At 71.1% G+C, this 19334-nt stretch carries 17 protein-coding genes; 13 read left to right on the top strand and 4 right to left on the bottom strand.

Annotated features, from left to right (window positions below; genetic code table 11):
- Nucleotides 1-18: 18 nt before the first annotated feature.
- Both AC5P1C_RS22475 and AC5P1C_RS22470 read right to left on the bottom strand, forming a co-directional pair.
- The gene (locus AC5P1C_RS22475) at nucleotides 19-1110 is read right to left on the bottom strand and encodes a FecCD family ABC transporter permease (protein ID WP_493867827.1); all 1092 of its coding nucleotides are present in this window, start codon (nucleotides 1108-1110) and stop codon (nucleotides 19-21) included.
- 11 nt (nucleotides 1111-1121) lie between these two features.
- Complete coding sequence (locus AC5P1C_RS22470) at nucleotides 1122-2141, bottom strand: FecCD family ABC transporter permease (protein ID WP_493867826.1); 1020 nt, start codon at nucleotides 2139-2141, stop codon at nucleotides 1122-1124.
- Nucleotides 2142-2367: 226 nt separating this feature from the next.
- Between AC5P1C_RS22470 and AC5P1C_RS22465 the strand changes: the two genes are divergently transcribed.
- From AC5P1C_RS22465 to AC5P1C_RS22425, 9 genes are all read left to right on the top strand, one after another.
- Nucleotides 2368-3351, top strand: coding sequence for an ABC transporter substrate-binding protein (locus tag AC5P1C_RS22465; protein ID WP_493867693.1), 984 nt, complete (start codon nucleotides 2368-2370; stop codon nucleotides 3349-3351).
- A gap of 8 nt (nucleotides 3352-3359) precedes the next feature.
- The gene (locus tag AC5P1C_RS22460; protein WP_493867825.1) at nucleotides 3360-4193 is read left to right on the top strand and encodes a 2,3-dihydro-2,3-dihydroxybenzoate dehydrogenase; all 834 of its coding nucleotides are present in this window, start codon (nucleotides 3360-3362) and stop codon (nucleotides 4191-4193) included.
- 39 nt (nucleotides 4194-4232) lie between these two features.
- Nucleotides 4233-5453, top strand: coding sequence for an isochorismate synthase DhbC (gene dhbC, locus AC5P1C_RS22455; RefSeq protein WP_493867692.1), 1221 nt, complete (start codon nucleotides 4233-4235; stop codon nucleotides 5451-5453).
- Nucleotides 5450-7075 (top strand): (2,3-dihydroxybenzoyl)adenylate synthase, encoded by a 1626-nt coding sequence (locus AC5P1C_RS22450; protein ID WP_493867691.1) that lies wholly within the window; start codon nucleotides 5450-5452, stop codon nucleotides 7073-7075. Before dhbC ends, AC5P1C_RS22450 begins: the two co-directional genes overlap by 4 nt.
- 78 nt (nucleotides 7076-7153) lie before the next feature.
- Nucleotides 7154-7786, top strand: coding sequence for an isochorismatase family protein (locus tag AC5P1C_RS22445; RefSeq protein ID WP_493867690.1), 633 nt, complete (start codon nucleotides 7154-7156; stop codon nucleotides 7784-7786).
- Nucleotide 7787: 1 nt separating this feature from the next.
- Nucleotides 7788-8018: a phosphopantetheine-binding protein gene (locus AC5P1C_RS22440; RefSeq protein WP_367046526.1), complete on the top strand. Its 231-nt coding sequence runs from the start codon at nucleotides 7788-7790 to the stop codon at nucleotides 8016-8018.
- Complete coding sequence (locus AC5P1C_RS22435) at nucleotides 8015-11908, top strand: amino acid adenylation domain-containing protein (RefSeq protein WP_493867689.1); 3894 nt, start codon at nucleotides 8015-8017, stop codon at nucleotides 11906-11908. Before AC5P1C_RS22440 ends, AC5P1C_RS22435 begins: the two co-directional genes overlap by 4 nt.
- Nucleotides 11905-12102 (top strand): MbtH family NRPS accessory protein, encoded by a 198-nt coding sequence (locus tag AC5P1C_RS22430; RefSeq protein WP_493867688.1) that lies wholly within the window; start codon nucleotides 11905-11907, stop codon nucleotides 12100-12102. The genes AC5P1C_RS22435 and AC5P1C_RS22430 overlap by 4 nt, the downstream gene beginning before the upstream one ends.
- Nucleotides 12099-12764, top strand: a complete 666-nt coding sequence (locus AC5P1C_RS22425; protein WP_493867687.1) for a 4'-phosphopantetheinyl transferase family protein — start codon at nucleotides 12099-12101, stop codon at nucleotides 12762-12764. The genes AC5P1C_RS22430 and AC5P1C_RS22425 overlap by 4 nt, the downstream gene beginning before the upstream one ends.
- On the opposite strand, the gene fes is transcribed toward AC5P1C_RS22425, so the two are convergent.
- Nucleotides 12680-13972 (bottom strand): enterochelin esterase, encoded by a 1293-nt coding sequence (fes, locus tag AC5P1C_RS22420; RefSeq protein WP_493867686.1) that lies wholly within the window; start codon nucleotides 13970-13972, stop codon nucleotides 12680-12682. The genes AC5P1C_RS22425 and fes overlap by 85 nt on opposite strands.
- 245 nt (nucleotides 13973-14217) lie before the next feature.
- Between fes and AC5P1C_RS22415 the strand changes: the two genes are divergently transcribed.
- On the top strand, nucleotides 14218-15063 hold the full coding sequence (locus tag AC5P1C_RS22415) for a hypothetical protein (RefSeq protein WP_493867685.1): 846 nt from the start codon (nucleotides 14218-14220) through the stop codon (nucleotides 15061-15063).
- A 36-nt stretch (nucleotides 15064-15099) separates the two neighbouring features.
- Here AC5P1C_RS22415 and AC5P1C_RS22410 read toward each other — a convergent pair whose 3' ends face one another.
- On the bottom strand, nucleotides 15100-15519 hold the full coding sequence (locus AC5P1C_RS22410) for a MarR family winged helix-turn-helix transcriptional regulator (RefSeq protein WP_493867824.1): 420 nt from the start codon (nucleotides 15517-15519) through the stop codon (nucleotides 15100-15102).
- 254 nt (nucleotides 15520-15773) lie between these two features.
- Between AC5P1C_RS22410 and AC5P1C_RS22405 the strand changes: the two genes are divergently transcribed.
- From AC5P1C_RS22405 to AC5P1C_RS22395, 3 genes are all read left to right on the top strand, one after another.
- A complete protein-coding gene (locus AC5P1C_RS22405; RefSeq protein WP_493867684.1) occupies nucleotides 15774-17231 on the top strand; it encodes an MFS transporter in 1458 nt (485 codons plus the stop codon).
- 399 nt (nucleotides 17232-17630) lie between these two features.
- On the top strand, nucleotides 17631-17903 hold the full coding sequence (locus tag AC5P1C_RS22400) for a hypothetical protein (protein ID WP_493867683.1): 273 nt from the start codon (nucleotides 17631-17633) through the stop codon (nucleotides 17901-17903).
- 70 nt (nucleotides 17904-17973) lie between these two features.
- Complete coding sequence (locus tag AC5P1C_RS22395) at nucleotides 17974-19149, top strand: N(5)-(carboxyethyl)ornithine synthase (RefSeq protein WP_493867823.1); 1176 nt, start codon at nucleotides 17974-17976, stop codon at nucleotides 19147-19149.
- Nucleotides 19150-19334 lie beyond the last annotated feature (185 nt).

Below are 19334 nucleotides of genomic sequence, written 5' to 3'. Positions count from 1 at the left end.
ACGGTCAATTGCACGGGGTCAGGCCTTTCCGGTCTGCTCGGAGTTCTTGCCGAAGAGGACCCACAGGAGGAAGGGTCCGCCAAGGACGCTGGTGATGACGCCGACGGGGATCTCCACGGGGGCGACGACGCGGCCCAGCGCGTCGGCGGCGCCCACGAGGGCCGCTCCGACCAGGGCCGAGCCGATGATCGGGACGCGGGTCGGGCCGCTGAGCCGGGTGGCGACGACGGGTGCGGCAAGCGCGACGAACACGATCGGTCCGCCGATGCCGACGGCGACGCCGGACAGGGCGACGGCGAGCGCGAGCGTCACGGCGCGGACGCGGCGGACGTTGACGCCGAGGGTGGCGGCCATGTCGTCGTCGAAGCGCAGGAGTTGGAGGCGGCTGCCTGCGACGAGGGACAGGGGCACGAGGACGAGCAGGACGATCGACAGGGGCGTGCCGACGTTCCAGTCACGGCCGCTGAGCGAGCCGACGGTCCAGAGGAAGACGCCGCCCGCGGTGTTGTCGTTCTCGCGGGACATGACGAGGTCGGTGACGGCGCCGATGACGGTGGAGACGCCGATGCCGACGACGAGGATCCGGTATCCCCCGCTGCCCGCGCCGCCCGCGCAGGCGACGACGACCATGGCCGCTGCGGCGGCGCCGAGCGGCCCGAGCCACCAGTCGCCGATCATGCCGGTGGACGAGCCGACGACGGAGGCGACGACGGCCGCGGTGGCGCCTTCGTTGACGCCGATGATGTCGGGGGTGGCGAGCCTGTTCCCGGCGAGGGTCTGGGTCAGGCACCCGGCGACGCCGAGCGCCGCGCCGACCATGAGTCCCACGGCGATCCGCGGGAGCCGGAAGTCCTGGACCAGCATGACGGTGGCGGAGTCGCCGGTTCCGAGCAGTCCGGAGAGGCTGTCGGAGAAGCTCATGCCGGTGGAACTGGCGAAGGTGGCGAGCGAGACGACCGCCGCGATCACCAGCGTGAGCCCGACGGCGGCCAGAGCGCTGCGGTAGGGGAAGAGCCAGGAGAAGGTCCCGACGCGTACGGCGGTGGAGTCGGGCGGGGTGATGTCCCTGGACTCGGCACCGGCCGAAGCCGTGGGCCCGGCCTCCGGCATCTCTTGGGTACTCACGCGGCGACCCCCGCCGTCGACATCCGCTGCGACCGCGCGATCCAGATCAGCAACGGGCCGCCGATGAAGGCGAGTAGCACGCTCACCGGGGTCTCCCAGGGACGGATCACGACCCTGGCGAGCAGGTCAGCGGCGATCATCACGTTCGCCGCGACGAGCGCGGAGAGCACCAACTGACCCGCCATCCGAGGGCCTGTGACCGCGCGCGCCGCGTACGGGGCGAGGAGGCCGAGGAAGGCGATGGGTCCCGCGAGGGCGACCGCCGAGCCCGCGAGGAGCGTCACCGCCGCCGCGACGGTCAGGCGGATCCGCCCGGGGCGGTGGCCCAGGGAGCGTGCGCTGTCGTCGCCGAGCGCGAGGGCCGACAGGGGGCGTACGCAGCAGAACGCGATCAGGAGCCCGGCCGCGATCAGCGGGATCAAGGGGTACGTCTCCGAGGTCTTGATGCCGGCCAGCGAACCGATGGTCCAGTAGCGGTAGGTGTCGAAGGTGGCCTGCTCACCCAGGAGCACGTACGACGTCATGCCGTGGAAGGTCGCGCCGAGCGCCGATCCGGCGAGGACGAGCCGCAGCGGCGAACCCGCGGCCCGCCCGGACGCGGCGAGCAGCAGCACCACCGCGCTCGCGGCCATGCCGCCGACCAGGGCCCACACCAACACGCCGTACGCCGAGGTCACTTCGAAGTATGTGAGTCCGATCACGACGCCGAGCGCCGCGCCCGAGTTGACCCCGAGGAGTCCCGTCTCGGCGAGCGGGTTGCGCGTGACGGCCTGGAGGAGGCATCCCGCCGCGCCGAGGGCGACACCGACCAGGACGCCGGCGAGCGTCCGCGGAAGGCGTACGTCCATGACGGCGAGCCGTATCTGGGCGTCGGCCCGCGCCGACGGGTCCCCCATGAGGAAGTCCCAGGCGCGACCCATCGGCGTCGAACCGGACCCGATCAGGAGCGAGAGCAGGCCGAGCAGCAGGAGCAGGACAACAAGGGCGGCAGCCGCCCACAGCGTGGGGCGATGCATCTTCGCCAAGCCCGGTATCGGAGGTCTGGATCCGGACGTTGGGACCCGCCCCTCTTGCGCAACCAACATGAAGTTAGCCTAACCTAACCTTGACCTGGAGCCCCGAGTCGGGGTGGCGGCGAACTCCCTGTTCATTCAGGGGTACTTCGTCATGCCCCGACGCGGCCAGGAATAACCCTTATGTCCGGACTGACCGCCGGGCAACTGAAGCATGGAGATCACGGACATGTCCTCGAACCACTCCCCGCGTAGCCGGCTGACCGCGGTTGCGGCCCTCACTCTGGCCTCCGCGCTCACCCTTTCCGCCTGCGGTTCGGACTCGTCCGACGACTCCAACTCCAGCAGCAACGCCAAGAACGCCGGGAAGGGCGTCACCGTCACCGACGCCTCCGGTGCGGAGGTAAAGGTTCCGGCCAATCCCAAGAAGGTCATCGCGCTGAGCGAGATGGACCTGGACTCCGCCCTGGCCCTGAAGGTCAAGCCCGTCGGCCTCTCGGCGGGCAGAGGCCAGAAGGGCGCCCCCGAATACCTGGCCGACCAGGCCAAGGGCATCCCGGTCGTGGGCGCGGTCACCGGACCCGACATCGAGAAGGTCCTGCAGGCCAAGCCGGACGTCATCCTGGCGGGCCAGCTCGCCGACCAGCAGGTGCTCAAGCAGCTGAAGGCGATAGCCCCGACGGTCGTCACCATCGACAGGACCAAGGACTGGAAGAAGTCCCTGGAGCTCACCGGCGAGGTGCTGGGCAAGTCCAACGAGGCGAGCGCGTTCCTCAAGGACTACGACACCAAGGCCGCCGCCGTGAAGAAGAACCTCGGCGACAACGCGGGCGCGAGCGTCTCCGTGGCGCGCTACTCCGCCAAGGGCACCGCCGTCATGCAGCAGGGCGTGTTCATCTCCGACGTCCTGAAGGACCTCGGCTTCAAGCGGCCCGGCATCCAGAACAAGAAGGGCGAGGGCCACTCGACGCCGCTCAGCGACGAGGACCTCAAGCAGATCGACGCCGACTGGCTGTTCATCGGCACCCTCGCCTCCGCCGGTCCGGACGCCGACCTCTTCAAGGAGCTGACGGGCAAGGCCGCATACAAGCAGCTCGACGCGGTCAAGAAGAACCACACCACCGAGATCGACGGCTCGAAGTGGACGAGCCTCGGTGGCGCGCAGGCCGCCGTCTCCGTCCTGGAGGACATCGAGAAGGCGATGGGCAAGTGACGTCCGGCATGGCCGACCCGGAGCTCGCGGGGCGGGTGGCCCTGGTCACCGGCGCGGGCCGGGGCATCGGACAGGCCGTGGCCCGCGCGCTCGCCGAGCGCGGCGCGCGGGTCGTGGCCGCCGACCGGTCGCCCGAGGTCGCGGAGCTTGACGTCACGGAGCTCGACGCCACTCGGCAGCACGCCGGGCAACAGGGCCTCGAGCAGCAGGCCGAGGCCGGCCGCATCACCGGCATGGTCCTCGACGTCACCGACGCGGCAGCCGTGGACGCGGCGTTCGAGGAAGTCGAGCGCACCGTGGGGCCGTTGGACATCCTCGTCAATGTGGCGGGCATCCTGCGGCCCGCCCCGGTCGTCGAACTCACCGACACCGACTGGGCTGAGACCTTCGCCGTCAACACGAACGGCGTCTTCCACACCTCGCGCGCGGCGGCCCGCCGCATGACCGCGCGGGGCAAGGGCTCCATCGTGACGGTCGGCTCGAACGCCGCCGGCGTGCCCCGCACCCAGATGGCCGCGTACGCCGCGTCCAAGGCAGCCGCCACGATGTTCACCAAGTGCCTCGGTCTGGAGGTCGCCCGCGACGGCGTGCGCTGCAACGTCGTGTCGCCGGGCTCCACCCACACCGACATGCAGCGGCAGTTGTGGACGGACGACCACGCGCAGGCCGCCGCCCGGGTCATCGAGGGCGACCCGTCCTCGTACCGGGTCGGCATTCCGCTCGGCCGGATCGCCGACCCCTCCGATATCGCCGACGCGGTCGCCTTCCTGGTCTCCGACCGGGCCCGGCACATCACCCTGCACGACCTGTACGTGGACGGCGGCGCCACCCTGCGCGCCTGAAAGCCGCGCCGCCCTCCCCTACTTGACGAGGAGTCATCCGTGACACCCCCCAATGACGTCGTCGCAGTCGACGCCCCCACCACCCCCGGGGCCGTCGGCGCGGCAACCGCGCTGCTCGACGCCTACCGACCCGGCGACACCCGGTTCTTCGCGTCGCCCACCCGAACACTCCTCGCCCACGGAACCGCCGCAGAAGTGCCGCACGACGAGCGGCCGTTGACGGAGCGGGTCGCCGTCACTCTCGAAGCGCAGCGACGCGGGGGCAACCAGGCCCCGATCGTGGTGGGCTCCATCCCCTTCGACCCGGCCGCGCCCGCCGTGCTCGCCGTGCCCGAAGCGACGCGCTGGGCGCCCGCGCTGCGCACCGACCCGCTCGTCGCGCTGCCCACTCCGCCGCCCACCACGGCCGCCGGCTGGCAGGTGCGCGAGGTGCCCTCGGGCGAGGAGTACGCCGCTTCGGTGGAGGCCGCAGTCGCCCGCATGAAGAGCGGTGAGTTCGACAAGGTCGTCCTCGCCCGCACCCTGAAGCTGTCCACGGACAGCCCCCTCGACCTGCCCGCGATGCTCCAGCGTCTGGCACGCCGCGACCCGCGCGGCTACTCGTTCGCCGTGCCCACGAGTGCGGGCCGCACCCTCCTCGGCGCAAGCCCGGAGCTGCTCGTCTCCCGGCACGGCAACCGCCTGACCGCCAACCCCCTGGCCGGTTCGACGCCTCGCTCGGCGGACCTCGCCGAGGACGTGCGCCGCGCTGCCGCGCTGCTCGAATCGGCGAAGGACCTGCACGAGCACGCCGTCGTCGTGGACGCCGTGCACAAGGCGCTCGCCCCGTTCTGCACCGAGCTCGACGTGCCGGAGCGGCCCACCCTGGTCCGCACCGCGACCATGTGGCACCTGTCGACGACCGTCACCGGCGAGCTGGCCGAACCGGCGACCTCGGCACTGGAGTTGGCGACCGCTCTGCACCCCACTCCGGCAGTGTGCGGTACTCCTACCGGGCACGCCCGTAACGTGATCGGCGATCTTGAACCCTTCGACCGCGGGCACTACACCGGCATGGTGGGATGGAGCGACGCGCGCGGCGACGGCGAGTGGGTCGTCACGATCCGCTGCGCGGAGGCCGAGGAGACGCGGAGCGGCGGCGGACAGCTGCGTCTCTTCGCGGGCGCGGGCGTCGTGGCCGACTCCTCGCCGGATGCCGAACGGGCCGAGACCGGCGCCAAGTTCCGTACGTTCCTGGACGCCGTGGGGGTCGACCGATGACGACGACAGACAGCGGCAAGGACGCGCCACGCATCCCGGACGTCTTCGCCGAGCGCTACCGCGCCGCCGGCTACTGGCGCGGCGAGACGTTCGGCGGCATGCTCCGCGAGCGGGCCGACGCGCACCCCGCCCGGGTCGCGATCACCGACGGGGACCGGAACTGGACGTACGGCGAACTCGACGTACGCGCCGACCAGTTGGCCGCGGGCTTCGCCGCCCGCGGCATCGCCAAGGGTGACCGGGTCGTCGTCCAGCTTCCGAACGTCGCCGAGTTCTTCGAGGTGATCTTCGCGCTCTTCCGGATAGGCGCCCTGCCGGTCTTCGCGCTGCCCGCCCACCGCGAGACGGAGATCCACTACTTCTGCGAGTTCACCGAGGCCGTCGCCTACGTCATCCCGGACCGGATCGGCGGCTTCGACCACCGTGACCTCGCGTCCAAGGTCCGGGCCGACGTCCCCACGCTGCGTGAGGTGTTCGTGGTCGGCGACCCGGGTGAGCACACGGCCCTGTCCGACGTGCCGCGCGAGCCGATCGAGATCGACGGGCCCGCGCCGTCCGACCTCGCGTTCCTCCAGCTGTCGGGCGGCAGCACCGGCGTACCCAAGCTGATCCCCCGCACCCACGACGACTACATGTACTCGCTGTGGGGATCGAACGAGATCTGCGGCGTGACGGAGGACTCCGTCTACCTCGTGGCACTGCCCGCGGCCCACAACTTCCCGCTCTCGTCGCCCGGTTCGCTCGGTCTGTTCTACGCGGGCGGCCGTGTCGTGCTGTGTCCGCAGCCCGATCCGGACACCGCGTTCCCCCTCATCGAGCGGGAGCGTGTGACGATCACCGGTCTCGTCCCGCCACTCGCCCTGGTGTGGACGGACGCGGGACGCACCACGCCGTACGACATCTCCAGCCTGGAGGTGCTCCTCGTGGGCGGCGCGAAGTTCAGCGAGTCGGCCGCGCGCCGGGTCGCCCCCGCGCTCGGCTGCACCCTTCAGCAGGTCTTCGGGATGGCCGAGGGCCTGGTCAACTACACGCGTCTGGACGACCCGGCGGAGACGATCGTCACCACCCAGGGCCGCCCCATCTCACCGGACGACGAGGTCCGCATCGTCGACGACCTCGACCAGGAGGTCCCGGACGGCGAGGCGGGCCACCTGCTGACCCGCGGCCCGTACACCATCCGCGGCTACTGGCGCGCACCCGATCACAACGCGCGCTCGTTCACCGCCGACGGCTTCTACCGCACCGGCGACATCGTGAGCCGCACCCCCACCGGGCATCTGGTGGTCGAGGGCCGGGCGAAGGACCAGATCAACCGCGGCGGCGAGAAGATCGCGCCGGAGGAGGTCGAGAACATCATCCTCGCCCACCCCCACGTCCACGACGTGTCGGTCGTCGCCGTCCCCGACGAGTATCTGGGCGAACGAACCCTCGCGTACGTGATCCTGCGCGCGGACGCCGAACCGCTGAAGCCCGTCGCCATCAAGAAGTTCGTACGGGAGCGCGGGCTCGCCGCGTACAAGGTCCCCGACCGGGTCGAGTTCGTCACCGCCTTCCCGCAGACCGGCATCGGCAAGATAAGCAAGAAGGACCAGCGGACGACCGCCGCGACCCCGGGCAGTTGACCTCTGCCGCTCCGGGCGGCTGACCTCTGCCCGGCGCCCCCGATCCACCAGCTTTCCTGAGTTCCCGAAAGGCCCACCATGGCGCTCCCCGCCGTCACGCCGTACCCGATGCCCTCGTCCGACGAGCTGCCCGACAACCGGGTCTCCTGGACCATCGACCCGCAGCGGGCGGTGCTGCTCGTCCATGACCTGCAGAACCACTTCCTGACCGCGTACACCCCCGACACCTCGCCGACCACCGACCTCCTCGCGAACGTCGGCGAGTTGGCGAAGGCGGCCCGCGCTTCCGGCATCCCCGTCCTGTACTCCGCGCAGCCCGGCGGCCAGTCGCCGGCCGAGCGCGGCCTCCAGCAGGACTTCTGGGGCCCCGGACTCCCCGACGACGAGCATGCGAAGGCGATCGCGGGCCCGGTCGCGCCGGAGCCCGGCGACACCGTGCTCACGAAGTGGAAGTACAGCGCGTACGTCCGCACCGACCTCGAGGAGCGCATGCGCGCGGCGGGCCGGGACCAGATCGTCATCGTCGGTGTGTACGCGCACATCGGCGTCCTGATGACGGCCGCCGACGCGTGGATGCGTGACGTGCAGGCGTTCGTCGTCGCGGACGCCGTGGCCGACTTCTCCCGCGAGGACCACGACATGGCGCTGCGCTACGCGGCCGGACGGTGCGCGGTCGTCACCACCACCGACTCGGTTCTGAAGGGGATCTGACATGGCGCTCACCGTGGAACTCATACGGGCCGACGTCGCCGATGTCCTCGGCGAGGACCCGGCAGACATCCCCGTCGACGAGAACCTCGTCGACTACGGCCTGGACTCGGTCCGCATCATGTCGCTCATCGAGCGCTGGCGCCGCGACCACGACATCACCGCGACCTTCGTGGACCTGGCCGAGCAGCCCGCCATCGAGGCCTGGGCGCCGATACTTGGAGCCTCCGCATGAGGCTCACCGCTGCCCAGTCGGGCATGTGGTTCGCGCAGGCACTCGACCCCGGCAGCCCGGCCCAGAACACGGCCGAGTGCCTGGAGATCCACGGCCCCATCGACCCGTCGCTCTTCGCGCGGACGCTGCGTCAGGTGGTGTCCGAGGCCGACGCGTTGCGCGTACGGATCATCGAAGGGGCCGACGGGCCGAGCCAGTTGGAGGTGCTCGACCCGACGCTGCCGCTGAAGGTGCGCGATCTGCGCGCCGCCGCCGACCCGGACGCCGAGGCGCAGGCGTGGATGCGCGAGGACCTGGCCACTGGCTTCGACCTGGCGGCCGGGCCCCTCTTCGCGCACGCGCTGTTCCGCGTCGGCGACGAACGCTGGCTCTGGTACCAGCGGGTGCACCACATCGTGATGGACGGCTTCGGCTACTCGCTGCTCGCCCGCCGCACCGCCGAGGTCTACACCGCGCTCGCCGCGGGCGAGGAGCCGGGTGAGAGTCCCTTCGGGCGGCTCGAGGACCTCGTCGCCGAGGACACCGCGTACCGCGCGTCGGAGACGTTCGAGACCGATCGCCGTTACTGGGACGGCGCCTTCGCCGACCGCCCCGACGCCCCCAACCTCGCGGGGCGCACCGCGCTGCCGTCGCGCACCTTCCACCGCCGCAGCGCCCGCCTCTCCCCCGAGGCGACCGCGCGGCTCCGGGAGTCGGCGTCCTCGATTCGGGCGACCTGGCCCGAGGTGCTCGTCGCCGCGCAGGCGCTCTACGTCTCGCGGGCCACCGGCTCCGCCGAGGTGGTGCTCGGCCTGCCGATGATGGGCCGCATGGGTTCGGTGGCCCTGCGCGTGCCCGGCATGGTGATGAACGTGCTGCCGCTTCGGCTCACCGTGACCCCGCAGGCGACGTTCGCCGAGCTGACCCGCCAGGTGGTGCTCGGCATCCGCGCCGCCCGCCGCCACCAGCGCTACCGCTACGAGGACATCCGCCGCGACCTGGGCCTGCTCGGCGATGGCCGCTCGCTGGTCGGCCCGCTGATCAACGTCATGCCGTTCGACTACGGCCTGACCTTCGCGGGCGCCCGCACGGACGCCCACAACCTGTCGGCGGGCCCGGTCGACGACCTGACGGTCAACGTCTACGACCGCGCCGACGGCAGCGGCCTGCGCATCGACTACGACGGCAACCCCGCCCTGTACGAGCCGGACGAACTCGGCCTCCACCAGGTGCGGTTCATGGAGCTCCTGGAGCGCATCGCCGACGCGGGCCCGCACACCCCGCTGGCCGAGCACACGATCGCCCGGCGCGTCGAACTCTCCCTCGTGGTCGACGAGTTCAACGCCACCGCGCACCCGGTGCCGTCCACCACGCTGATCGGCCCGATCGAGGGCCAGGCCGTCCGCACCCCGGACGCCACCGCCCTGGTCTTCGGCGACCAGGAACTGACCTACGCAGAGCTGAACGCCCGCGCCAACCGGCTCGCCCACCATCTCATCGAGGTCGGCGTACGTCCGGGCGCGCTCGCGGCGGTCGCCGTGCCCCGCTCCCTGGACCTGGCGATCACGCTCCTGGCCGTGCTCAAGGCGGGCGGTGCGTATCTCCCGCTCGACCCGGACTATCCGGCGGACCGCCTCGCGTACATGCTTCAGGACGCGGGCCCCGCCTGCGTGATCGCCGACCGCGCCGACCGGGTGCCCGCGTCCGGGGTCCCCTTGGTCACCCTGGACGAGGTGGACACGACGCCGTACGGCACGTACGACCCGCCGCGCGCGCTCACCCCGCACCACCCCGCGTACGTCATCTACACGTCGGGGTCGACCGGCCGCCCCAAGGGCGTCGTGGTGCCGCACTCGGCGATCGACAACCGGCTGCGCTGGATGCAGGCGACGTACGAACTCGGAGTCGGTGACCGGGTGTTGCAGAAGACGCCGTCTGGTTTCGACGTGTCGGTGTGGGAGTTCTTCTGGGCGCTGCGGGTGGGCGCGACGCTCGTCGTCGCCGAGCCGGGCGGTCACAAGGATCCTGCGTACCTGGCACGCGTCATCCGCGAACAGGACATCACCGTCTGCCACTTCGTGCCGTCGATGCTCCAGGTGTTCCTGTCCGAACCGGCCGCGGCGCACTGCGCGGGCGGCCTGCGGCACGTTTTCTGCAGCGGCGAGGCGTTGCCGCGCGAGACGGTGCGGGAGTTCGGGCGGGTGCTCGACGGTGTACCGCTGCACAATCTGTATGGCCCGACCGAGGCCGCCGTCGACGTGACGTACCACCCGTGCGCCACCGACGCGACGGGCCCGGTACCGATCGGCAAGCCCGTCTGGAACACGCGCCTGTACGTCCTGGACGCGGCGCTCCAGCCGTGCCCGCCCGGCATCCAGGGCGAACTGTTCCTGGCGGGGACGCAACTGGCAGCCGAGTATCTGGGGCGGCCGGAGCTGACCGCGTCCCGCTTCGTCGCCGACCCCTACGGCCCGCCCGGCACCCGCATGTACCGCACGGGCGACCTGGCGCGCTGGACCGAGCACGGCGAGATCGAGTACCTGGGCCGCACCGACCACCAGGTGAAGCTGCGCGGGCTGCGCATCGAACTGGGCGAGATCGAGGCCGAGTTGGCAGCCGATCCAGCGGTGGGAGCGGCCAGCGTCCTGGTCCGCGAGGACCGGCCGGGCGACCAGCGCCTCGTGGGATACGTGACGCCCTCCGACACAGGAGGCGCCCCCGCCCCCGAGGAGCTGCGCGCCCGACTCGCGCGCACGCTGCCCGACTACATGGTGCCGGGCGCGATCCTCGTCCTGGACGACTTCCCGCTCAGCCCGAACGGCAAGCTGGACCGGCACGCCCTGCCCGCCCCCGCCTTCGAGGGGTCGGCCGACGGCGGCCGGGTGCCCAGCGGCCACCGCGAGGAGACACTCACCCGGCTCTTCGCCGAAATCCTCGGCGTGCCCCAACTCGGCGTGGACGACGCCTTCTTCGACCTCGGCGGCACCTCGCTCCTGGCGGCCCGCCTGGTCTCCAGGGTGCGCGACACGCTCGGCGCCAAGCTCACCATCGGCACGCTCTTCCAGGCGCAGACCCCGGCGGCGCTCGCCGCCCATCTGGACGCGGACCACAGCGAGGCCGACCACGCCCTGGACGTGCTGCTTCCGCTGCGCGCGGGCGGCGACCGCACCCCGCTGTTCACGTTCCACCCGGCGGGCGGCATCAGCTGGTGCTACTCGGGACTGCTCTCGCGGCTCGACCCGGGTCAGCCGGTGTACGGGCTCCAGGCGCGCGGCCTGCGCGGTGGAGAGGGTGAACTCCCCGCCACCATGGAGGAGATGGCGGCCGAGTACGTCGAAGCACTGCGCTCGGTCCGCCCGCACGGCCCCTATCGGCTGCTCGGCTGGTCGGTGGGCGGCGTCCTCGCCCACACCGTGGCCGTGCTCCTCCAAGAGGCGGGCGAGGAGGTCGAGTTGCTGGCGCTGCTCGACGCCTTCCCGTCCGACCAGTGGCGCGACGCCGCGGTACCCGCGGAGGCGGACGCCCTGAAGGCGCTCCTGCGGATGGCCGGTTACGACCTGACGGACGAGCTGACCCGCGAGGACGTCCTGGCGACGCTGCAGCGCGAGGGCAGCGCCCTGGCGGGACTGCCGGACCGGACGCTGACGGCGGTCCTCGACATCGTGATCAACAACGCCCGCCTGATGCGCGAGCACGAGCACCGCCGCTTCGACGGCGACGCCCTGTTCTTCACGGCTTCCGCCCCGCGCGCCGAGGACTGGCTGACGAGGGAGGCCTGGGCACCGTACGTCAGCGGCTCGATCAGCAACCACGATGTGGACTGCCTGCACCCGGAGTTGACCCAGCCGCGCCGCCTGGACGAGGTCTGTGCCGTACTCGCCACGCATCTCAAGGAGCTGGACCACGCATGACGACGACCACCGGCCCCTTCGACGCGGTCGACAACGACGGCGACACCGAGCCGACCCATCTGGTCCTGGAGAACGCGCTCGGCGAGCACTCCCTGTGGCCGGTCTTCCGCGGCGCGCCCGAGGGCTGGACCACGGTGTACGGCCCGGAGACGTACGGCCGTTGCGTGGCCCGCCTCCAGGACCCACCCGCGTGACCGAGCTCCAGTTCGTCCGCCCGGCCCCGCTCGACGTGTCGCTCCTCGACGCGGAGGAGCGGCGCCGGGCGGCGGCATTGCGACGCCCGGCGGATCAGGAGCTGTACGTGGCGGCCCACTCGGCGCTGCGCCGGCGGCTCGGCGCACACCTCGGCGTCGACCCGGTGGCGGTGGAGTTGGTGCGGCTGCCGTGCCCGCTGTGCGGGGGCCCGCACGGTCGCCCCGCCGTGGCCGGAGGGGCCGGCCCGCACTTCTCGCTGTCGCACACGGACGGCCTCGCGCTACTCGCGTTCGCGGACCGGCCGGTCGGCGCCGACGTCGAGAGGCTGCCGTCCGCGAGCGTGGTGGCCGACGTGGCGGCCTCCCTGCACCCGCGGGAACAGGCCGAGCTGTCCGAACTCCGCGCCGCCGAACGCCCCTTGGCCTTAGCGCGCTGCTGGACCCGCAAGGAGGCGTGCCTCAAGGGGACGGGTGAGGGACTGGCCGGTGGCGGGATGGCATCGCTGCTGGTGGGGACGGGACCCACGCCCCTCGCGGTCCAGGGCTGGACCGTGCGGGACGTGGCGGCCCCCGAGGGCTACACGGCGGCGGTCTCCATCGCGGACCGGGCGCCGAGCAACCCGACGAGTCCGTCCGCGAGCTCGGTGCGCCAGCACAGGTAGTCGTGCCCGCCGTTGAACTCGCGGTACACGGCGTCGTCGTAGCCCTTCTCCCGCAAGGTGGCGCGCAGCCTGCGCATGGCAGGCAGCGCGACCCACTCCTGTTCACCGGCCGAGAGCCAGAACCGCACGGGCAGCTTCTCGCTCGCGGCGATCCGCCCGGTGAGCCACTCGGAGCGTTCGAGGTCGGGTCCGTCGGGCCACCAGAAGGACCCCGACTGGGCAAGGACCCGCCCGAACCGCCCCGGCGCGACCACGGCGGCGTACGCGGCGGTGAGCCCACCGAGGCTCTGCCCCGCGACGACGGTCCGCGCCGGATCGACGGTCAGGGACACACCCCTCAGGGACAGCGACTCGCCCGCCCAGGGCAGCAGCTCGCTCTCCAGGAATCCCACGAAGCGTTCGTTGCAGGCGAGTTCGGCCCAGCGCTGATCGGCGCTCAGGGACTCGGGCAGCAGGGCGACCAGGGGCGGGACGCGGCCATCGGCGATGAGGTTGTCGAGGAGCGCCGCGACGTCGAGCCCCGGCTGCCACATCTCGCCGTCCATCAGCACCAGGACGGGCAGGTCGCGCCCGCCGCCCGGCGGCTCGTAGACGTGCACCGGCCGTTCGTTGCCGAGCAGTTCACTGCGGACGGTGTGGGTGCTGACGGTGCCCCGCGCGACGCCGTCGCGACGCCGCCAGTCCTCGCCGGTCGGCGCCTGCGGCAGCTCGACGTACGAGACCGGGTCGCCACCCCAACGCCGTGCCAGGGTGCGCGAGTTGAGCGGATCGGTCCGCTGCTGCTGCCGCAGCCAGGGCCAGTACGCGCCTTCCGCCTCCGGGGCGTCTCCCTCGTCCACGCACAGGCTGTAGGTCGCCCGCCAGTCGGCGCGCATCCGGACCGACCAGTGCCAGATGTCCGTGCCCGGCACGCGCTCCATCAGGTTGCGGCCCAGATCACGCGGGTCGACGATCTTGTTCGGCAGCACGAGGACGGCGCGTGTCGCGTCCGTGCCGCGCCACAGGAAGGTGACCACCCGCTGCCCCTCGTCCCCCTGCGGATCGGGCTCGACGACCGGCGACCCACCGGCCGCCCGCACGTCACCCCAGAAGTCGCCCCGCTCCACGGCCCGGACCACCCACGCACTGTCCGCGCGCTCGACGGGCAGCGGCCGCGGGACGCGGGGCGGCCGACGGGTCGCCCCGTCGGGAGGAGCGGTGAGCGGCATGGGGGAGCCTCCAGGGTTTCACTGCGTACGCATTCGCTGCGTACGGGTTCACTTCATACGCGTCGCTGCGTACGGGTTCACTGCGTACGCGTTCGCTGCCTACGCATGCACTGCCTGCGCATGCGCCGCCTACGCATGCGCCGCGTACGCATGGCTAAGGGTGACCTTACTTGAGCCTCTCACCCCCGGGCCGACCAGGGCCGGACCACGCCGGCCTCCCCCGCGACCACCGGTACATTGCCGCTATGTCGATACCAAACCCCCAGCCCAACCAGCCCAATCCTTACGGGCAGACCCCGAACCCCTACCAGCAACCCCCGGGCGCGGTCCCGCCTCAGCCCTACGGTCAGCAGCCGGGCCCCTACGGACAACAACAGGTTCCCTACGGCCAGCCGCCCGCCCCACCCGCACCCCCAGCCGGTCCGCGCAAGCCCACGCCGGGCTGGGTGTGGGGCATCGGCGGCGTCGTGGTCGCGTCGGCCCTGTGGGCGGGGGCGCTCTTCGCCACCGGCAACCTGGGCTCCGGCAGCGGGGGTGACGGCGAGAAGGCGGACCTCGCCGGTTACGCGTACAAGAAGGACCTTTGCGAGGTCTCCCCACTGGACGCCTTCAAGAAGAAGTACGAGATCGACTCGGACTCCACGTCCACCACCAACTACGGCTCCCGGCAGAAGGGGTTCGACCAGAGCTACTGCAGCCGCAAGCTCAAGGACCCGGCAGCGGACGCCGACAGCTATTCGAGCATCTACGTCTACTCGACCGCCCGGTGGAACAAGGCGACCGACCCGGCGGGCGACTTCGCCTCGGAGCAGAAGGCGTACGAGGACCAGTCGCAGAAGACGTACAGCTACCAGACCAAGGCCGTGAGCGGCATCGGCGACGAGGCGTTCGTGGTGACCGAGACGAGCGGCACGGGCGACGACGACCTCAACGGCATGACGCTCGCCGTGCGCGAGGGCTGGTTCACGTACCAGATGCACTGGAGTTCGTACGCGGGCACGGACGACAAGTCCGAGCCGCCGACCGCGTCGGAGGTCGAGGAAATGCTCACGTCCGACACCCGCGCGGCGATGGACGGGCTCAAGAAGTGAGATGGACGGGCTCAAGAGTGAGCTGAACGGCGAAGGTCAGGGACGCGGCCAAGGGTGCCCCTCCAGTCGCTCGATGTCGCTGTTGAAGCGCTGGAGGAAGGCGGCGAACGTCGCCACGTCCTGGGGCGACCAGTCGTCCATGACCTTCTCCAGGCCCTGCGTGTACTCGGCCCGGTCGGCGTCGAGTTGCCGTGCGCCCTCGGCCGAGATGCGGAACTTGCGGGCCATGCCGCCGTCGGGGTCGGGAATGCGCTCGACGAGCCCGGCCCGCATCATGGCCGCGGTCTGCCGGTTGAGGGTGGAGGCGTCCAGGCCGAAGGCGTCGGTGAGCTGACCGATGGACATCGGGCCGTCCATCTGGATGCGGCTGAGCAGGATGTACGCGCTCCGGTCGAGGCGCCCGCCGGATGAGCGCGTGCGGGGGTTGAACAGGTGCGAGTGCCGTCCGAGCAGCATCGTCTCGAACTCGACCTGTCCAACGGGCTTGTCCGTACTGCCAGCGGGCTTGTCCGTACTGCCAGCGGGCTTGTCCGTACTGCCAACGGGCTTGGAGATGCGACGACCGGGTGTGTCCATGGATCCATCGTACTCGGTATGTGCATCATGCATGTCGTGTGTATAGTACATATCGCGTGGTCAACGTCCCACGCCCATCCGGAAGCCGCCTGGAAGCCGTCCATAGGCCGCCCGGATAACCGAGGGAGAAGTCAGTGGTCAGCTCCAAGTCCGACGATGTCCGCCCAGGGCGCGTCGTCGGCGTACTAGCCCTGGCGGGCATCGTCGCCGCGATCATGCAGACGCTGGTGGTGCCCCTGATCGGTGACCTCCCCAGCATTCTCGACACCAGCCCGTCGAACGCCTCATGGGTGGTCACGGCCACGCTGCTCTCGGCAGCGGTGGCGACACCTGTGGCCGGCCGGCTCGGCGACATGTACGGCAAGCGGCGCATGCTGCTCGTCTCCGTGATCCCGCTCGTCGTGGGCTCGGTGGTCTGTGCGCTGTCCTCCGCCGTGGTGCCGATGATCGTCGGCCGGGGGCTCCAGGGCTTGGGCATGGGCGTGGTGCCGCTGGGCATCAGCCTGCTGCGTGACCTGCTGCCTCCGGAGAAGCTCGGCTCCTCCATCGCCCTGATGAGTGCGTCCATGGGCGTGGGCGGTGCGCTCGGCCTGCCGTTCGCCGCGGCGGTCGCGGAGAACTCCAGCTGGCGCGTGCTGTTCTGGGTCGCCGCCGCCCTGAGCCTCCTGGTCGCCGTCCTGGCCTGGTTGTTCGTGCCCGCGGGGCGGGTGGGCGCGAGCTCGGCGCGCTTCGACCTGTTGGGCGCGGTCGGCCTGGGGATCGGCCTCGTCTGCCTGCTGCTCGCCGTGTCCAAGGGCTCCGACTGGGGCTGGACGAGCGGCACCACGCTCGGCCTGTTCGCCGTCGCGGTCGTCGTGCTGCTGGCCTGGGGCCGTTGGGAGCTGCACACCGGTGAGCCGCTGGTCGACCTGCGCGTCACCGCGCGCCCGCAGGTCCTGATGACCAACGCGGCCTCGGTGCTCGTCGGTTTCGCGATGTACGCCCAGTCGCTGGTCGTCCCTCAGCTGCTCCAGCTGCCCGAGGCCACCGGCTACGGCCTGGGCCAGTCGATGATGGCCATGGGTCTGTGGATGGCCCCGGGCGGCCTGATGATGATGGCCCTCTCCCCGCTCGGCGCCAAGCTGTCGGCCGCCCGCGGCCCCAAGGTGACGCTGTCGGTCGGAGCACTGGTCATCGCCGCAGGCTACGGCGCCTCCCTGCTCCTCATGGGTTCGACCTGGGGCCTGCTGGTGGTGACGCTGATCTGCAGCACGGGCGTCGGCCTCGCGTACGGCGCCATGCCCGCCCTGATCATGGGTGCGGTGCCCCGGTCGGCGACCGCTTCGGCCAACAGCTTCAACACCCTGATGCGCTCGATCGGCAGCTCCGTGGCCGCGGCCGTGATGGGCGTGATCCTCGCCCAGATGACGACGGACTTCGGCGGTCACTTCCTGCCGTCTGAGGACGGATTCCGCGCCGCCATGCTCCTGGGCTGTGGGGTGGGCCTCGCGGCGGCGCTGGTCGCCGCGTTCATTCCCGTACGACCGGCGGAAGCCGGGGCCGAGGCGGAGACGGCTGCCGACCCGCGCTCGGCGAGCGAAGCGACGGCCTGAGACCACTCGGGCACGCCCCACGCCCGGCAGGCATGGCTGCCCCGTGCTCGCCCTGGCCTCCGTGCTCGCCCTCGCCCTCACCCGGAACGGTGAGGGCGAGCACAAGCACGAGCCCTCGGGGGCCAGGAGGTACGGTTACCACACCGAGCGCACCTCGCACGCCGTCATCCGTTTCGGCGTCGCCCTCGGGGAACGGCAATGCCGGAGCACTTCGTATCCGGCCGGAAAAGAGCCGCCCCATGCTTTCCTGGCTTTCCCGCTCGAACTGTCGCGCCGTCGTCCGCTTTCCGTTCCGCTCCCCGCAGTAGCCGCATCCCTCGTTCCCGAGGTGTTCCCGAGGTGCTCCCGAGGCGCTCCGGCACCTCGCAACCCTGAACCGATCAAGAGGATGCGGGACGCATGTATTCGCAGGACTCGATTTCCGGGCGGCGCAGAGGCCGCCCCGAACCAACCGCCGAAATGCTCTCCGGACTGGCCTGCTCCGTGTGTGGCGCCGACTTCCGGAATGCTCCGGACGGGGACGAGACGGTGGTCTCCCACCGCGACGACAGACAACTGCTCGCGTGCCGGGGGACGTGCGCGCGCATGGCCAGCGGGTCGGTCACCGGCCTGGACGAGACGCCTCTTCCGTTGGCCGAGCGCATGCGCAGGCACGTGGCCGACCGATCCTGACCCTGCCGCGGCCCGGGGCAGGACGCGGCAGCGACGACAAGACGACAACAACTGAATGACGAGGAAATTCATGGGCCTGATGACCCTGGGAGTGCTCGCCTCCTCCCACAAGGAGAACGAGTTCCGACTGCCCCTGCACCCCGGCCACCTGGACCGGATCGCCGCGGACGTACGCGAGAAGATCTTCCTCGAAGAGGGCTACGGCGAACGGTTCGGCATCGGCGACGAGGCACTGCGACCGCTCGTCGCCGGGCTGCGCTCCCGCGAGCAGCTCCTCGCCGAGTCCGACATCGTGACGCTGCCCAAGCCGATGCACGAGGACGTCGCCGCTCTGCGCGAGGGCCAGGTGCTGTGGGGATGGCCGCACTGTGTCCAGGACGAGAAGATGACACAGATCGCCATCGACCGACGGCTGACCCTCATCGCCTGGGAAGCCATGAACCACTGGACGTCCTCGGGCGCCTTCAGCGTCCACGTCTTCCACAAGAACAACGAACTCGCGGGCTACTGCTCGGTATTGCACGCTCTACAGCTCGGCGGGCTGACCGGAAGTTACGGCCGACGCCTGCGTGCGGTGGTCATCAGCTTCGGCGCCACGGCGCGTGGCGCCGTCACCGGCCTGGGCGCGATGGGGGTCTCCGATGTCACGGTGCTCACCCAACGCGCGGCGACGGCGGTGGCGTCGACGATGCCGTCGGTCGTGATGGGGCATTTCGCGGAGGAGGAGGGCGATTCTTCGCGCCTGCAGGCACTCACCGAGCCCCGTCCCGTGCCGCTCGCGGAGTACCTTGCCGGGTTCGACATCATCGTCAACTGCATACGGCAGGACACGGACGCGCCGCTGATGTTCGTCACCGACCAGGAACTCGCCTTGTTCCGGCCGGGGGCCTTCTTCATCGACGTCTCCTGTGACGAGGGCATGGGCTTCGAATGGGCCCGCCCGACCTCCTTCGGAGAGCCGATGCACAGGGTGGGGCCGGGCTGCCACTACTACGCGGTGGATCACAGCCCGTCGCATCTGTGGAACTCCGCCACGTGGGAGAACAGCGAGGCGCTCCTCCCCTATCTGCGCAAGGTCATGACCGGCCCCGCGTCCTGGCAGGCCGACGCCACGATCAAGAACGCCATCGAGATCCAGGACGGCATCATCCTGAACCCGAAGATCCTCTCGTTCCAGCACCGGGCAGCCGCCTACCCTCACGCCGCCGAGATCCCGGCACCACGCGCCCTCAACCAGCCGGCCTGACGGCTCCTGGCCGCGGGGGGACGAGGGCCGGGGGCCGACAACGAAAACGTGGACGGTGCTGACCGAGACTCGGTCAGCACCGTCCACGTTTTCCATCTTGTCTTGCTTGTGTCCGAGGGGGGACTTGAACCCCCACGCCCGATAAAGGGCACTAGCACCTCAAGCTAGCGCGTCTGCCATTCCGC

It is taken from the genome of Streptomyces sp. A18 (assembly GCF_059026065.1).
The sequence above is the reverse complement of the archived record's forward strand: the minus strand, read 5'-3'. Positions and strand labels throughout refer to the sequence as shown.

Coding starts and splice junctions, on each gene's coding strand:
- AC5P1C_RS22475 (WP_493867827.1), bottom strand. CDS start 1,110: ATGCCGGAGGCCGGGCCCACGGCTTCGGCCGGTGCCGAGTCCAGGGAC.
- AC5P1C_RS22470 (WP_493867826.1), bottom strand. CDS start 2,141: ATGCATCGCCCCACGCTGTGGGCGGCTGCCGCCCTTGTTGTCCTGCTC.
- AC5P1C_RS22465 (WP_493867693.1), top strand. CDS start 2,368: ATGTCCTCGAACCACTCCCCGCGTAGCCGGCTGACCGCGGTTGCGGCC.
- AC5P1C_RS22460 (WP_493867825.1), top strand. CDS start 3,360: ATGGCCGACCCGGAGCTCGCGGGGCGGGTGGCCCTGGTCACCGGCGCG.
- AC5P1C_RS22450 (WP_493867691.1), top strand. CDS start 5,450: ATGACGACGACAGACAGCGGCAAGGACGCGCCACGCATCCCGGACGTC.
- AC5P1C_RS22445 (WP_493867690.1), top strand. CDS start 7,154: ATGGCGCTCCCCGCCGTCACGCCGTACCCGATGCCCTCGTCCGACGAG.
- AC5P1C_RS22440 (WP_367046526.1), top strand. CDS start 7,788: ATGGCGCTCACCGTGGAACTCATACGGGCCGACGTCGCCGATGTCCTC.
- AC5P1C_RS22435 (WP_493867689.1), top strand. CDS start 8,015: ATGAGGCTCACCGCTGCCCAGTCGGGCATGTGGTTCGCGCAGGCACTC.
- AC5P1C_RS22430 (WP_493867688.1), top strand. CDS start 11,905: ATGACGACGACCACCGGCCCCTTCGACGCGGTCGACAACGACGGCGAC.
- fes (WP_493867686.1), bottom strand. CDS start 13,972: ATGCCGCTCACCGCTCCTCCCGACGGGGCGACCCGTCGGCCGCCCCGC.
- AC5P1C_RS22415 (WP_493867685.1), top strand. CDS start 14,218: ATGTCGATACCAAACCCCCAGCCCAACCAGCCCAATCCTTACGGGCAG.
- AC5P1C_RS22410 (WP_493867824.1), bottom strand. CDS start 15,519: ATGCTGCTCGGACGGCACTCGCACCTGTTCAACCCCCGCACGCGCTCA.
- AC5P1C_RS22400 (WP_493867683.1), top strand. CDS start 17,631: ATGTATTCGCAGGACTCGATTTCCGGGCGGCGCAGAGGCCGCCCCGAA.
- AC5P1C_RS22395 (WP_493867823.1), top strand. CDS start 17,974: ATGGGCCTGATGACCCTGGGAGTGCTCGCCTCCTCCCACAAGGAGAAC.